The sequence below is a fragment of the Methylobacterium sp. AC690 genome (assembly GCF_979256535.1).
This window is the reverse complement of sequence record NZ_CEEDOX010000008.1, coordinates 97,109-111,964: the sequence shown is the minus strand read 5'-3', so window position 1 is coordinate 111,964 and position 14,856 is coordinate 97,109. Positions and strand designations below refer to the sequence as shown.

Annotated in this window: 14 protein-coding genes; 10 read left to right on the top strand and 4 right to left on the bottom strand. The window is 60.3% G+C overall.

Annotation, left to right across the window (positions count from 1 at the left end; translation table 11 throughout):
- Positions 1-66 precede the first annotated feature (66 nt).
- From AC0IY1_RS11325 to AC0IY1_RS11295, 7 genes are all read left to right on the top strand, one after another.
- Complete coding sequence (locus tag AC0IY1_RS11325; protein ID WP_146056532.1) at positions 67-354, top strand: hypothetical protein; 288 nt, start codon at positions 67-69, stop codon at positions 352-354.
- A gap of 812 nt (positions 355-1,166) precedes the next feature.
- A complete protein-coding gene (locus tag AC0IY1_RS11320) occupies positions 1,167-1,361 on the top strand; it encodes a hypothetical protein (protein ID WP_471769585.1) in 195 nt (64 codons plus the stop codon).
- Positions 1,362-1,453: 92 nt separating this feature from the next.
- Positions 1,454-1,585, top strand: a complete 132-nt coding sequence (locus tag AC0IY1_RS11315; protein ID WP_280952021.1) for a hypothetical protein — start codon at positions 1,454-1,456, stop codon at positions 1,583-1,585.
- A gap of 73 nt (positions 1,586-1,658) precedes the next feature.
- Complete coding sequence (locus AC0IY1_RS11310; RefSeq protein WP_103712506.1) at positions 1,659-2,021, top strand: DUF6481 family protein; 363 nt, start codon at positions 1,659-1,661, stop codon at positions 2,019-2,021.
- A gap of 242 nt (positions 2,022-2,263) precedes the next feature.
- Positions 2,264-2,551, top strand: a complete 288-nt coding sequence (gene groES, locus AC0IY1_RS11305) for a co-chaperone GroES (protein WP_471769583.1) — start codon at positions 2,264-2,266, stop codon at positions 2,549-2,551.
- Positions 2,552-2,647: 96 nt separating this feature from the next.
- Positions 2,648-4,291, top strand: coding sequence for a chaperonin GroEL (gene groL, locus AC0IY1_RS11300; protein ID WP_471769581.1), 1,644 nt, complete (start codon positions 2,648-2,650; stop codon positions 4,289-4,291).
- A 386-nt stretch (positions 4,292-4,677) separates the two neighbouring features.
- Positions 4,678-5,190 (top strand): hypothetical protein, encoded by a 513-nt coding sequence (locus AC0IY1_RS11295; protein WP_471769579.1) that lies wholly within the window; start codon positions 4,678-4,680, stop codon positions 5,188-5,190.
- 525 nt (positions 5,191-5,715) lie between these two features.
- Here AC0IY1_RS11295 and AC0IY1_RS11290 read toward each other — a convergent pair.
- Together AC0IY1_RS11290 and AC0IY1_RS11285 are read right to left on the bottom strand one after the other, a co-directional pair.
- Positions 5,716-6,051 carry a GCG_CRPN prefix-to-repeats domain-containing protein gene (locus tag AC0IY1_RS11290; protein ID WP_103712511.1) on the bottom strand — a complete coding sequence of 112 codons (336 nt, stop codon included), beginning with the start codon at positions 6,049-6,051 and terminating at the stop codon, positions 5,716-5,718.
- 1,416 nt (positions 6,052-7,467) lie between these two features.
- A complete protein-coding gene (locus AC0IY1_RS11285) occupies positions 7,468-7,818 on the bottom strand; it encodes a 4-fold beta flower protein (protein WP_471769577.1) in 351 nt (116 codons plus the stop codon).
- Between the two features lie 643 nt (positions 7,819-8,461).
- Between AC0IY1_RS11285 and AC0IY1_RS11280 the strand changes: the two genes are divergently transcribed.
- Positions 8,462-8,671 (top strand): hypothetical protein, encoded by a 210-nt coding sequence (locus AC0IY1_RS11280; protein WP_471769575.1) that lies wholly within the window; start codon positions 8,462-8,464, stop codon positions 8,669-8,671.
- A 2,322-nt stretch (positions 8,672-10,993) separates the two neighbouring features.
- On the opposite strand, the gene AC0IY1_RS11275 is transcribed toward AC0IY1_RS11280, so the two are convergent.
- A complete protein-coding gene (locus AC0IY1_RS11275; protein ID WP_471769573.1) occupies positions 10,994-11,425 on the bottom strand; it encodes a hypothetical protein in 432 nt (143 codons plus the stop codon).
- An 883-nt stretch (positions 11,426-12,308) separates the two neighbouring features.
- On the opposite strand from AC0IY1_RS11275, the gene AC0IY1_RS11270 reads away from it, so the two are divergent.
- Both AC0IY1_RS11270 and AC0IY1_RS11265 read left to right on the top strand, forming a co-directional pair.
- Positions 12,309-12,773, top strand: a complete 465-nt coding sequence (locus tag AC0IY1_RS11270) for a Ros/MucR family transcriptional regulator (RefSeq protein ID WP_471769745.1) — start codon at positions 12,309-12,311, stop codon at positions 12,771-12,773.
- A 389-nt stretch (positions 12,774-13,162) separates the two neighbouring features.
- A complete protein-coding gene (locus tag AC0IY1_RS11265) occupies positions 13,163-13,729 on the top strand; it encodes a PilZ domain-containing protein (protein ID WP_471769571.1) in 567 nt (188 codons plus the stop codon).
- A 546-nt stretch (positions 13,730-14,275) separates the two neighbouring features.
- Here the strand turns inward: AC0IY1_RS11265 and AC0IY1_RS11260 are convergent.
- Positions 14,276-14,668, bottom strand: coding sequence for an exopolysaccharide production protein YjbE (locus AC0IY1_RS11260; RefSeq protein WP_471769569.1), 393 nt, complete (start codon positions 14,666-14,668; stop codon positions 14,276-14,278).
- Positions 14,669-14,856 lie beyond the last annotated feature (188 nt).

Genomic DNA, 14,856 nt, shown 5'->3' with positions numbered 1-14,856 from the left:
GCGCCATTCGGTAGGCTGTGCTTCTGGATGGGAATAGCCTGACGCACGATAGGCGGAGAGATGACGATGGCGAGCGATCTGGCTGAACTGCGGGCCGAGGTGTCGGCCCTGCGCGCGTTGGTGCTGACCATGGCCCCCATGGTGTTCGGTCAGGAAGGGATCTCGGCCGAAAATGTTGAGGCGCTAGGCGCCGCCTTCGCCAACCAGATCCAAGGCATTAATATCGAAGGCGCCGATCCCGACGTCCTGCAGCGCATGCGCGATCTGAAAGCGGGCGCCGTGGCTGACCTGTTCAGCGACGCAGCAGACCAGGTTCGTGCCGGAGGTGATGAAGAGCCAGATTTCGGCGGCTGAGCGAACGTCCCTCTGCATTGCGCCGTGTGCGTCACCGCGTCATTCTGCATGAGCGTCCGTTGATGCGGAGCAGGCTATCCAGAGCTAGGGCCAGCCATCCATTCATCGTATCAGAGGACTGTCTGCCATGGCCCGCCTTGCCTTGTCCGTTGCCTTGCTCGCCTTCGCGGGTTCGTTCGCGACGCCGGCGTCAGCCTTGTCGACCAAGGACTGCTCCGTGAAGTACCAGGCCGCCAAGTAGGGCGGGACCCTGAACGGACAGAAATGGAATGACTTCCGGAAGGCTGAGTGCGGTGCGCCGGCAGACACTCCGGCGAGCCCAACGGCCAACCCGTTCTCACCCACCGCAGCCCCGGCACCGACTCCGACCACTCCATCGACGCGGGCCGCCCCAGCACCCACTTCGAGGGCTACAGCGACAGCTAAGGGAGCTGAGGCGATTAAGAAGCTACTCCACGGCGGCGAAGACCGCCGTTGAAGCTCTGAGTGCTCCTGGATGCGTCGGATGCATACATACAGTATGCCAAGAAAACGATCGGATATCAGACAGGCAATTTGATAAGACTAATGTCTTGGCGGGGTGATTTTTCTATCCGGCAGTCCGTTGTATCATTGGTTCAGCCGGCTCCGCAGGTTGAGGATACGGCTACTATTGCGCCGCCGAGGCGCCGTTAGCCCTTACACCCGACACGAAGAAGTCCCATCTTGAAGGGGGCGGGGCCGCCCCAGAGCCTGACCCGTGCGAGGGGTTGGACCTGTGTCGAGTGGAAGGCACCGCCTTCCCACCGCGTCCAGCGGAAGGACCAACCACCATGTCCCACCAGTTCAAGCTCGGTCAGCGCGTCCGTCAGTCCCGCGCCAGCGAGGCATCGGATCGCAACGCGCGGGGCGACACCTACGAGGTGATCCGCCTGATGCCCGAGGATCGCGGCGGAAATCCCTGCTACCGCATCAAGTCGGCGTCCGGCGAGCGCGCCGTGTCCCAAGCCGAACTCGTCCTCGCCTAGTCGGAGCGGAAGGCCCCGGAAGGGTCTGATCCTTCCGGGAAGGCAGACCGACATTCACGAGTGCCGCGCCCGTAGGCGCACAGGAGACCGACATGGCCCAAGAGAGCAAGCGCGGAAACCGCGAGAGCAAGAAGCCGAAAAAGGAAACCACAAAGACGAACGCGTCAGCCCCCTCCACCAAGGACGTCGTCGGCAACGCCGTGAAGGCAGCCAACAAGCGCTAGTCGGTCGTCGTGTTGGAAGCGGCTTTTATTGTTTCTGCCCTCAGCGATTTAGCCAATCGCGCAAGGAATATGTGTGAGCCATTTCGAAAAAGACCCTTTATCTGGTCGCCTTCAAACCGCGGAGACGGCACGTCAAGAAACCTTAGCTCGTTTTCGTGCGCGACCTGCAACTGATGACCCGGCAGTTGTCGCTAGACAATCTGCGCGTGAAGCTATCTCGGAAGCCCGTGAGATCCGGGCAGCAGATCGTGAGGCTTTGCGCCTTTCGACAGAGGCTGACCGCGTGCGGGAGGCCGCTGCCGCGCAAGAGCGCGCTGCCGTTGAGATAGCTCGTCAAGCAATCGAAAAAACCGAGCGCCAAGCCGCAGAAAAGGTGGAGCAGAAGCTCGCGCGGGACACCCGCTACGCGGCTCGCAAAGCTAAAGCGAGAAGATAAGCTACTTTTCAAACAAGCTACAGGTCTTGTGTAAAACGCTGAGGCGAGCCGTCTATCTCACCAGGTGTCGCTGTATCCCTGAGCCGCTCCACATCCCGGGCTGCAGCGCATTAGCACTCTCACTCATTGAGTGCTAAGCACGTCTCGTGCAGGGCGGCTGTGAATCTTTCTGCAGCCGCCTTCCTTGCGATGATTTGACCGTACCGGTCCGACATCATCGGCAGGGAGATTGGAACTCAACCATGAACTTTCGCCCCTTGCACGACCGTGTCGTCGTCCGCCGCATTGAAGGCGAAGAGAAGACCAAGGGCGGCATCATCATCCCGGACAATGCTAAGGAGAAGCCGCAGGAGGGCGAGATCGTCGCCGTCGGCCCTGGCGCCCGTGACGAAGCCGGTCGCGTCAACCCGCTGGACGTCAAGGCGGGTGATCGCGTCCTGTTCGGCAAGTGGTCCGGCACCGAGGTCAAGCTCGACGGTCAGGACCTCCTGATCATGAAGGAATCCGACATCATGGGCGTCGTCGCCTAAGGGCCATACACCCGCGCGCGATCTGCCAACGCTGCCCCTTGAGGCGCCCGATGTGGTGTGCCTCGGGGCCAAGCTAACATTGAAGTGACTTTTCCCATGGCTGCCAAAGACGTTCGTTTTTCTGCCGATGCCCGCGAGAAGATGCTGCGCGGTGTCGAGCTTCTTGCCAGTGCCGTAAAGGTGACGCTCGGGCCTAAGGGCCGCAACGTTGTGATTGAGAAGTCTTTCGGCGCGCCGCGCATCACCAAGGATGGCGTCACCGTCGCCAAGGAGATTGAGCTCGCCGACAAGTTCGAGAACATGGGCGCCCAAATGGTGCGTGAAGTGGCCTCGAAGTCGAGCGACATCGCCGGCGACGGCACGACGACGGCAACCGTGTTGGCTGCCTCCATCGTCCGCGAGGGTGTGAAGTACGTGGCCGCCGGCATGAACCCGATGGACCTGAAGCGCGGCATCGACCTCGCTGTTGCGGCGGTCGTGAAGGATATTGGTGAGCGTGCCCGCAAGGTGGCCTCCTCCGCCGAGATCGCCCAGGTCGGCACTATCTCGGCCAATGGCGACAAGGAAATCGGCGAGATGATCGCCCACGCCATGGAGAAGGTCGGCAAGGAAGGGGTCATTACCGTCGAGGAGGCGAAGACGGCCGAGACCGAGCTCGATGTGGTCGAAGGCATGCAGTTCGATCGCGGCTACCTCTCCCCGTACTTCATCACGAATGCGGAGAAGATGCTGGCCGATCTCGAGGACCCTTACATCCTCATCCACGAGAAGAAGCTCGGTTCGCTCCAGGCGCTGCTCCCGATCCTTGAAGCCGTGGTTCAGACGGGTAAGCCGCTCGTCATCATCGCCGAGGACATCGAGGGTGAGGCGCTTGCCACGCTCGTCGTGAACAAGCTGCGCGGCGGCCTCAAAGTCGCGGCTGTCAAGGCACCAGGCTTCGGCGATCGCCGTAAGGCCATGCTTGAGGATATTGCCCTGCTGACCAAGGGTCAGATGATCGCCGAGGACCTCGGCATCAAACTGGAGAACGTCACCCTTGAGATGCTGGGTCACGCCAAACGGGTGCGTATCGATAAGGAGACCACCACGATCATCGATGGATCGGGCGACAAGGCCGACATCGAAGCACGTGTGGCGCAGATCAAAGCGCAGATCGAGGAGACTACCTCGGACTACGACCGTGAGAAGCTCCAGGAGCGTCAAGCCAAGCTCGCCGGTGGTGTTGCGGTCATCCGCGTCGGGGGCTCGACTGAGGTCGAGGTCAAGGAGAAGAAGGACCGCGTTGACGACGCGCTTCATGCGACGCGCGCTGCGGTTGAAGAAGGCATTGTGCCCGGCGGCGGCGTCGCTCTCCTTCGTGCAAAGGCCGCGGCAGAGGGGTTGAAGAACGACAACCCAGACGTTCAGGCCGGCATCAAAATCGTGCTGAAGGCACTTGAAGCTCCGATCCGCCAGATTTCGCAGAACTCAGGCGTCGAAGGCTCGATCGTGGTCGGAAAGATCCTGGCAAACTCGTCTGCGACGTATGGCTTCAACGCTCAGACGGAGGAGTACGTCGACATGCTTCAAGCTGGCATTGTCGACCCGGCCAAGGTTGTCCGAGCTGCCTTGCAAGGGGCAGCGTCGGTCGCTGGGCTTCTTATCACGACCGAGGCTATGATCTCCGAGGCCCCGCGGAAGGAGGCTCCGCAGATGCCAGGCGGCGGTATGGGTGGCGGTATGGGCGGGATGGACTTCTAAGCGTTCTCCGTTCTTTCTAGGTCCGCTTGATGGGGTTCGCGCGGTGCTGTGGTGCTGATTCATTAGTCGCTCCAGGAGGGGCGAAGCATGGGTCGTCCTTAAAGTCAGACTCTGCGTGAGCGGGTGATTATTGCGGCGGCGACCTCGCGCCGTTAGGCGGTCGCCTGCTTCTCTATCGTGTAGACCGTAAGACTGCACGCAGGCCAACAGACGGAACCTGCTCCCGGAATACTCTTTCGCATCCGAGAGACGTCCTAGCCTGAGCTGAGACCGACCCGATGGCTCTGGAGCCCGCCAGCGTCGCCCTGAACTGCCTCGTACCGACCGACCGGCTCCAGATCCTTGTCAGCTTCGCCCGCCTTGCCGGTTCAGCCTGAGAGGATCGTATGGCTTCCCCCAAGATCCCGGCCGCTACCTTGGACCGCCTCGCCAAGCTCTTGCCCCGCCTTGCCAGCGAGCATGATGGAGAGGTGGTCGCGACGGCCCATGCAATCGGCCGGACACTCACCGTAGCGGGGTTGGACTGGTACGCTCTCGCGGAGGCCATCGAAGCCTCGCCATTTAGAAGCAGCATGGCGGCTGCGCCGAAACGCTCCTCGCCGCCGTCCGCCTCCAAGGACAGTGATCCTTCCGCGCCCTGCAGCCGGCCGGGGATGCGCCTGTGGGACACACAGCGGGTCGAGCCGTGGAGCCGCGCCGCTGGCTACGCCCTCACCCTCGACTGGACAATTCCGAAGGCGTTCGGAGGTCGCTTCCTGACCAAGGCCGAGCGTGATCGCCTCAAGGCGTTAGAGGGGTTGGTACGTGTCACCAACGCCGACGCAGCCTGGATCGAAGAGGCCGTGACCCTCGCGCATAAAGCCGCTGAAACGTGGCGTGGCAGAGGGAAAGCCGCATGACCCTCGATACGAAAACGGCGAGGCTTTTGCCCCGCCGTCGGTCGTCTCAATCGTTTGAGGACTTAGCGAGCCGTGCCGCCGGAGGTCTGGCCATACTGCTGGACGAGGAAGCTCGGCTGGTTGGCGTTGCCTTCCTGGGCCGAGTCATGGCCACGCACGGTTCGGATCGATCCGGTCGTAGTGTCGTCGTAGCTGCGGCCCTCAAGGCCACCAGGCGCTGCCACGGCAGCGATGCCAGCGGGAGCAGTGTAGCTCTGGGCCAGAGCGGGCGAAGCTATCGCGCTAACGCTCAGGACGACAGCAGCAACAGCAGAAGTAATGCGAGTGTTCATGGCACAATCCACTTGGGTTTGCGCGGTCTCCGTCGAATGGCGGCTGGCCGTGACTTGTTCAGTGATCTTGATCTAGGCCCCTCTTAGCCGGAACGCCGTGCCGTTTGGCACTCATGCATCAAGCAGACATCTCGCGTGCACGACCCCGCTTTCATGATCCGTCCCCGCACGACCGGACACCTCGCCGATGTCCTCAGTAGCCGTCGTAGAACCGCTGCGGACGGTCGTACTCGTAGCCACCACGGCGTCGATAGCCCTCTCCGTAGCCGTAGGGCCGTCCCTCGTAGAACCGCCTGGGACCACCGTAGCCATAGTCCCCGTAGCCATAGCCACGGTCATTCGGCCGGCAGCGGCCCCATGGATTGGGATGGAAGCCAGGGCCGCAGCCTCCAGCTACATACTCGACCACACCGTCATTGCGGGTCTGCTCGAAGGAGTTGAACGAGAGGGAAGCTGCCTGGGCCGAACTCGCCAAGCCGAGACCGGAAGCGATCACAGCAGCTATTCCGAGCACCTTCACGCGCATCATGACCTGAACCCTGTTGGCGTCCGACCTCAGCCTTGGCTGACCGGCGAAACCAAAGGCTGAGCCCCAACTACTGAACCGATGCTGAGGGAAGCGCAGCCGTTTCGTTCAGGCAGTCCCAAGCATGTCCTTCGGAAGCCCTGCGCCGAAAACGCCTCCTTCACGGACTGGCCTCAACAATATTTCCGGCAGGTGATTTAATTTAAATATTAAATTATTTTATCGTGTCCAGCTCCTTCACTTTCGTGTACATCACGCCTGTGTTTTTGGAGATTCAAAATGTTCCGGATAATTGTTCGTCGTGAAAAAAATGCCTTAGGTTCAATACCTTGGACCGGTGATCTAGACTCAGCAAAAATTCATGCTCAGAAGTGTGTCGACGAAAAGTCCCTGGGAGTTCAGCCAACATCCGCCGAGATACTCGATGGAAATGTGCAGAAGATTGTCTACAGATATCCTCAGATACACTAGCTGCCTACAAATTTTTTGATCAGGCTAGCTGCGGCGGTCGCAGTAGAAAGTGTCTGCTTACACAAGCCTGCTTCCTAATGATCTTTGAAGGCGTTTGAGCTCGGAATGTACCCGACCATCGTGCGCGGGTTGCGGTGCTGTGACTGCTCAATAATACGGGCAAAATCCGCAAGATAAGCAGATCAGGTTGCCAATCAGAGCCGCCTTATGGTTAAGGTTCTACGTAGGAAATGCGTATTCGTACCGCGCGTCTTCTTCGGAAAGACAAGATGCTGGTCAATCATGAGCGCCGCCTTCTGACGAAAGCCGCTGAAGCGGTAGCTGGCCGGATTTCTGTCAATCGTGAACGAGATCGCTCTTGGCCGAGTGATCATAGCCGCCTCTGTGCTCTTCAGAGCGGGGGCGATGTGCGATGGCTCGGCGAGCAGGCAGGCCCGCATATCGGTGGGGTGTTTGCTACGTGGCAGATCACTGAGCAAGGATCAGCCCGCTGGAGCGGCTTACCACTCAGCCGATTACACCCTTCGATCTCTCGGCGGCCGCTTAGATCCGTCGCATGTGAATCCTGCCAGGCTGCAATCGTCCGATCGAGGACTATTTTACCAGCCAACCGAGCTTCTTCAGGGGTAGCGTAGGTGACGGTCGCAGACTCCTGAACCATCCCGCGTCGGCCAATACTCCATACGAACATGCTGCGCGGCTGCTTGGCCGGTGCGATATGGATCGTGAAGGGGTGCGCAAAGGGCTTCGTCATACCGGCAGGATAACACATCTACCGGCGAGCTAGTCCCGCCGTCGCATACAACCTTGACCGGACGGATGCTGAGTTGGGGCCTACGGACCCTACAATCGGCAAATAGGAGCACTCGCCTGGCGCGCGCGCGAGATGAGTGCTCTCATCTGGTGACATCGGTTTTCGAGCCTGCACAGGGACGACGCCCTATCCCCTCAGATCAGGTCAGAGAACACGTATTCTGACCAACTCGTAAGGTTAGCTTGGCCCGTCGGCGTAGGAAGTCGTTCGCCGCGCTGTGGCTTGGTGCCTCTCGGCCCTGGCGTCGTCTTTGTCAGACGGCTCGGTTTTTGTGGGCCACCAACGGCATCGCGCTCGAATAAAAGACACTCTCCACTCTCATCCGAGATCCAGCCCCGATCCGCCCAACCGATGAAGCGGCCGCCATAAGCGTAAACCTTGTCATCGTGGATGAAGGCGGCAGGCTTACCGTTCCAAAGGTAGATGGAATGCCCATCGTGACAGTATGCGGCTTCTCGCCCGGCTCGGTCAAAGAACTCGATCATGGCCGGTGCAGTCTCTTGGTTGTTGCGTCGGGTGTGGAGCGGATTGCCAAGGTTTTCGGCGCTAATCCCAGTCTCGACTATCAAGTGTACAAGCGCTATTCGTGACGCTTGCGATGGCGGACATGGCCTCATTGAGAGACGGATGCCGCCGTTTCACACTTTTGAGTAGGCCCAACGCGTCAGGCTGGATCTGGAAGTCGCTGGCGTCTTCAGGTTTGATAATGCTGCCAAGGTTCCGACCAAGGCGGTCTTTTAACGTCCACTTTCCGCCGGCGGATCCTTCGGGCGTGAGAACGACATCCATGGCGGACAGACTTTCAATGCAGAATGAGTAGTCTCATACCATGGATCCTGCCTTCGGCCCGACAATCGTTCGAGGGACCTTGTGCCATGACAGATCCACGATGTGGGTGAAATCCGCGCCACGCAAGGCCGCGGTCGTGATGTAGCCTACCCGCAGAGAGTGTGCCCCAAAGAAGGTCGAGGCGTCGAGGCTGGCGGCCTTCGTGTAGCGCTTGATGATGTCGGCTACAGTCTTGGTCGTGAAGCGCGACGCCCTGCTTGTGCTTGCATTGGGCTGTCCGGCGCCACCCTGAGGGCTGTGGCGGATGACGCCCACCGAGGCTCATGGCATGATCGCTACATGACCGATCCGACCATCAATACCTACCCATACACTCTTGAGGCTGAGCCGAACCCGAGGTCCGCAGGGACTTGGCAATGGGCCATCTGGAAGCATGGAAAACTGATCCAGCGATCAGATCGCGCACAGCCGTCTGAGACGAAGGCACGGGCGCAGGGTACGGAGCAGATAGCGAAGCTGCTGCACGGTGGTGATGAAGGGCGCTTCTGAAGCGAAGACACACCGGGATGCACAAGACGCATGCCACCTGAATGTCAGGGAAATAATCGTTTTCCTGGCAGGCTAGAGGCGTCCTACGTTTCCGCAGGACGCCGAATGCTCTTAGTAGAAGCCGCGCCGTCCATAGCCACGATCATGGCCATAGCCGTACCCGCGTCCCCGGCCGTAGCCAAAGTGACGTCCGCCAAACCGAGGCCCGAAGCGCGGACCTCCATAACCGCGATGACCATATCCGCCGCCGTACCCACGCCGACCGTATCCACCCCTGTAGCCATAGCCATACTGGACGTTCTCGACGGTCGAGGCCGCGTCCGGCATTGTATGAGCGCCGAGTGGTGCTGCTGAAGCCGGAGCAGCCGCGAGGAACAAGCCGGCGGCCACCAAGCCAGCGCTGAGTGTGAGTTTCTGGAACAAAGGGTCTCTCCTTGCGAACAGTCTCGGTTGAGGCAGTCGGCGTGGGATACCTACCAAGCTCGGCCTGAAGGGGTTCCAACGTTGGTCGCGGAGGCTTGTTACTGCCTCTTGCTCAAAGGCGGCTTGCGAGTTCTTGTACGCCGTTCAAAGCCAGTCCAAGAGGGCAGGGTACAGACCGGGACGCCGCGCCTCACGACCTAGGCCGTTGCAGACATCATCAAGGGGTACGCGAAGGCCGCTGGCCTCGACGCCTCGACGCCTCGACGCCTCGACCTTCGGCGCGCACTCCTTGCGGGCTGGGTACATCACGACAGCGGCCGAGCGGGGCACGGATCTCGCGCGCATCATGGACCAGAGCGGGCACCGGGACCCAAAGACAGTGGTCGGGTACATCCGCCGCGCGAACGCATTCAAGGATCACTCGGGGAGCGGGTTTCTTTATGCGGTAGCCCAAACGAAAACGGCCGGGGTTTCCCCCAGCCGCTCCCTAGTCGTTGAAGCTAGTCCGCTTAGCGGAGGAGCTGCAGGATGAGCAGGCTGGCGATCGTCGTCATGGGCGGTTCCTTGGTTGGGGATCGACAATGCGCCAGGAGATGAGTTGCCAACTGGGCTGATAGGTGCCGGCAGCCTCAAGGGCGGCGAGCTGCTGGGCCTCGTCCTAGTCGTTCTCGATGACGATGACCGTCGCCTGAGGGGCAGGCGCTTAGTGGCTCGTTGTGCGCTCCAACGCTCTGACGATCGGCGGTGCTGCGCTCCATCCCATGCCGTCGAGATGGCGCCGGCTGCGAGGCGACGCAATGCAGAGGGGATGTTCGCTCAGCCGCCGAAGTCTGGCTCCTCATCACCTCCAGCACGGACCTGGTCTGCTGCGTCGCTGAATAGGTCCGCCACAGCACCCGCTTTCAGATCGCGCATGCGCTGCAGGATCTCCGGATCAGCGCCCTCGATGTTGATGCCCTGGATCTGCTTCGCGAACGCGGCGCCCAGCGCCTCGACGTTTCGGCCGATATCCCCTCCTGACCAAACACCATGGGGGCCATGGTCAGCACCAAGGCGCGCAGGGCCGACACCTCGGCCCGCAGTTCAGCCAGATCGCTCGCCATCGTCATCTCTTCCCCCGATGCGCAATGGGCTGCCCCATCACGAGGCAGAGTCTATCCGATGCCTGCCCAACGCTGGCAACTGATGGTTCAGTGCGTGTAGTGTGATACCCCAGTTACTACCGCCGTTCTTACCGTGATGTTGCCGTGTCTACCGGAGCCTTACCATTCTCTACCGTTGTGAAAGGACTTTGGCGGAGCCAGCTGCATCGTTTGGCAAAGCGATCAGCCTTCCGAATGCCACGCATGGCTGGGCGGGTTTTGCCCGTCTGAACGGTGGAGGTTCAACTGACACCCTTGCTGCCTGCCTTGCCCCTCTCAATAGCCCCTTGCGGGGTCTCCGCTGGCCTCGTTGTTCCCGTAGTTACCAACCTTCTATCCGTTGTAGGCGCAAATCTGTCCCCTATGCCGTTCGCCCGAGGTTTGGCCTGGGAGGCGCCACGCTTCATCCAGGCCAACCACTCACGGTCGACGACGCGGATGAGGTTTGGCAGGCTCTTGGCGACCGTCCTGCGCCTCTCGCGGATCTCAACCATTCCTAGGCGTCGGGCCTGCCTGAGCGCACCTTTGGCGAGCGTGCGAGATACCCCGGCGCGGGCTGCGATCGCATCGAGACACAGGGCGCACACCTGACGGGCCTGAAACTCGTCCGCGGCGATGCGGAGCACGGCCAGCTCGCCCGTCGTGAACTGCGCTGCGAGGGCTGATGGCATGGGGCCGGACGCGGCGAGGCGTCTGCGGCGCTCGATGGCTATCTGCCGCTCAGGGGGCCGCTGGTGCTTTCGCGGAGGGATTGCCCTCACGGGGAGTGAGCCCCGGCCAGCAGCCGCCTGAACGCCTTTATCGAGCATCCTGCGTGCGTCGATCGCCTCGGACAGACGCAAGGCTTGAGCCTCGTCGATCTGCGCCGCACTAGCGGCGGTCCATAACGCACGTGTGACGTCATGATCGTGAGGACGACCGTGCGTCCTTCGGAAGCCGCCGCAGCCAGTTCGCGGTGCAAACGCCGGAAGCCTTCTGGCGATGCCTTGCGGTAAGGGCGCTGATCAAGGATGCGCTCGACGTTGGCGTGGTACTCGCGCATCGGGCGACTCCGGCGCGTGTACTTGCCCACGTAACGTCGGATTGAACCATCCGGGTAGGTGATGGCCCACTCGTAGATGCCAGGCTTGTCGAGAGTTACGCCCTGCGGGGTCTCGGCCTTGGGTTTTAGCCGGTACTCTTTCGCCATTCGCATGACCTGCCAGGGCCGGCAATGACGTATCAAAAAGACGCCTCGCTTCCGAGACGCCTGACACTACCTACCGTCCTCGAAGGAAAAAGAACCAGACCAGGATAAGAACGGGGATCGGCACGCCTAAAAGCCACAGTAAGCCACCCGTCAGCATGTATTTCTCCTTGGTACTCCGTCAGCAACCACCTGGCACAGCCAGTCGTTCCACTCGGAGCTGCAACCGTAACGCAGCCCGACTATTCTCAAACGGAAGCCGCTGATGGATCGCCCCAGTCGTGTTGCCTTGCCCTGGTATGCTGCGGAGCACTACGAGGCGCTTCGCCAGAGCCTGTCCGACGGTGGCAAGCTACCGGTGCAGTACGAGGCTTGGCGTGCTTCCACCGAACAGGTCGAGCGAGAGGTGCAGTGTAGCGGCGTCGAGGTCGTGCGCGTGCCGATTGAACCGAGCGCGTTCAGTGCATGGTGCGAAGTCGCGGGCTTACCGGCTGATGGGGCAGCTCGTGCCCGGTACGCTGCTGAGGCTCTAGAACGCTGATCCGCGCTGAGTCCTCCGCCTAGCCGAAACGAGTGAGCCCATCCGGCGCGACATCGAACGCGCTCAAAGAGCTTCACCCTGTTTCGTCCTATCTGGTCCAAGACCAGCAACCACAGCTCTGGAAGAGCAGAGGCACGCTCCGCGGTAGCGCATCCTACGATCTAAATGCGACACGTATCTTTACATCGGGAATGGAGATCTGATCAATGGCTCCACTCGCGGTGCAGTTCTCTGCAAGAGAGCCGCGGGATCATTAGGCCATAAGGATTTCACGTGCTCGATGCTCCGGAAGAAAACACCTCTCAAGAAGCCGCTCTCCAAGAAGCCACTGTCGATTACGTTGACATGACTGCCGACATCGTGTCGGCATACGTCTCCAAGAACTCCGTCCGGCCTTCCGATCTGGGCGAGTTGATCACCTCCGTACATCAAACGCTGAAGGGACTCAGCGGCCCTGCTACACCGGCAGCTGACCAGATCGAGAAGCCCACGCCTGCGCAGATCAAGAAGTCGATCACGCCGGACGCACTCATCAGCTTCGAGGACGGCAAGCCCTACAAGACGCTGCGCCGTCACCTGACCCTCCGGGGCCTTTCTCCTGAGGCCTACCGCGCCAAGCACGGCCTGCCTGCCGATTACCCGATGACCGCTGCCAGCTATTCGGCGCAGCGTTCCGAGCTGGCTCGCTCGCTGGGGCTCGGGAACTATCGGAAGGATCAGACCAAGGCTGCGGAGCCTGAGGAGGCCGCATCTGAAGCCCCGGCCGAGCCGAAGCAGAAGAAGGCTGGGCGGCCACGTAAAATTTCTTGAGGCAGCCAAAGCCGATGGGGCTGGGGTTTAGCCCCAGCCTTTAAAGGCAAGCGCTCTCGAACCCGTAATGCGCCTTCAAAACTCGACAGCTAAAGCTGGCCGGTTTCTCTGAGCGGCTATACGTCCATCTAGGGCCATGGACGCTAGCTGCATTTCAATAGCATCCAGATCTGGGACGAGAGCTTATACCACGAGACGGTAGCGCCTCAGCAATGCAAATAACATTTGTAGGCGGCATATCAGGATAAGATTTCGCTGATCCAGGCTTCTGCCTAAATGTTCCTCGCTTTGAAAATTTGTTTGCTAAGATATTTTCATTTCTAATTAACTCTCTGGCCCTGATATTGGTCCGTAAGAGGCGTAATATTGCAACAGTCAGGAGGTGCAAGATGCCTGATCGGCGGCGTGTTCAGAGACAACAGTGCGACCTCGAAGCAAGGATCTTCATTCCACGCTCTGGTAGCCCAATTTCTTGTGTGATTACGGATATTTCGTCTCACGGAAGCTTCTTACGTACGCCGAAGAACGTCTCGATCCCTGCGAATTTTGATCTCTCCATTGGCAGGAGCAGCTTACCACGTGCATGCCGCCTTGCTCGCCGAGAGGCTGATGGCTTTGGCGTCGAGTTCCTCGACCCTGTGCGTCACGAAGTCGAGGAGATCCTGACCGAAACCGCGTTCAAGGAGGAGCTACTGTTTGAGGCGCTCAGCCCAGCCTTAGACGGTGAAGTCACGATGACCCAGGTTCGGCTCCGTCGGGCCGTGAACGCGGTCATGGACCTGATCGAACGTCGCAACGCAATGGGTTGGGATCACATGGCGCCTTTGCCAGATCCGTTCGAGCAGGCGCACCAGACGCTTCGCGATGCCGGTAAGGCTTTGAGACACGCATCACCGGCAAGGCTCTCGGCACCGGCTTCGAGCAACGGACAAGGCCAGCGCTCAGCGGCTCTGTGACCGCCAAACGACACCCGACGTTTTCCCTTTGTTCCACATGCCGGAGGCCTCGCATTTAGCGGGGCACATGAGCCAGATGGAGGGAGCGCACCTGCTCCCGGTCCAGTCCCATGTTGATCGCTTCTCGCTCCGTCCTCCAGCAGCATCGTGAGGTCGCCGCCGTGATGGCGACCTATGGAATGTTCCTCGGCGGCATCCTGATGCTCGCCTGGGTTATCTCCTAAGGCACGTCAGCCCGTAGGAACGCTTCCAATCGCCAACGCTTTGCTCCCAACAATGATTAGGGAGCGAAGCCGTGAACTCAGCTGATACGCCAATGCCTGGCGCCGATCTTCAGCCCATCGAAGATGCACCGGAGCAGCCTGAGAAGAAGCCACCGGCGATACCTGAGGAAGATGATCCGGCGATCGAGGAGACTGAGGAGCAGCCGAGCTAACTCGGCTCTGTCCTGAAGCCGTCAAATGCAAAAAGCCCCGGATCGCTGAGCGACCGGGGCTTCGTTCATGGCACGAGGCTAAGTGCCTCGTGCAAAAGGCTTTCAGACGATTAGCAATCGTCGCCCGATTTGCCGACTGCCTGGTTTGCACCGGCGTTGTTCATGGCGCCTACGGTTCCCGGAACAGCGGGCTGCTGACCACCTGCAAGGTTTTTGCTCGCGGGATCTTCGTTGCCCTTCGCGGCCGTGCCAGCGCCCGGCTTCTCGCCTACACCCTGGTTGGCCCCGACATTATTCATCGCGCCGACCGTGCCGGGCGAAGCAGGCTGCTGGCCGCCTGCAAGGTTCTTGCTACCCTGATCGACAGCCGAACTCTTGTCGTTCGAGGTCTGCTGCTCAGGGGTTTTCCCCTTCGCCGCGCCGGTATTGCACGGTGCAGCAAGAGACACTCCGGCCGTGAGCGCGAGAATGGCAACGGCACTGGCAATCATCGGAAGCTTCATAAGGCGTTCCTCCGGCTTCTTATCGGGAAGAGCAATTCCCCAGTCGGAGCATCAGTTCCCATGGATAAGGATCAATCGACAATGTCAGTCGCCGGATTAATTTTCCAGAACTGTCCTTTGCGATTTGGATTATGGCTCAGTTTGGAATGACATCTGATGCTTAGTGTGCCGGAGGCGCAGCAACTTAT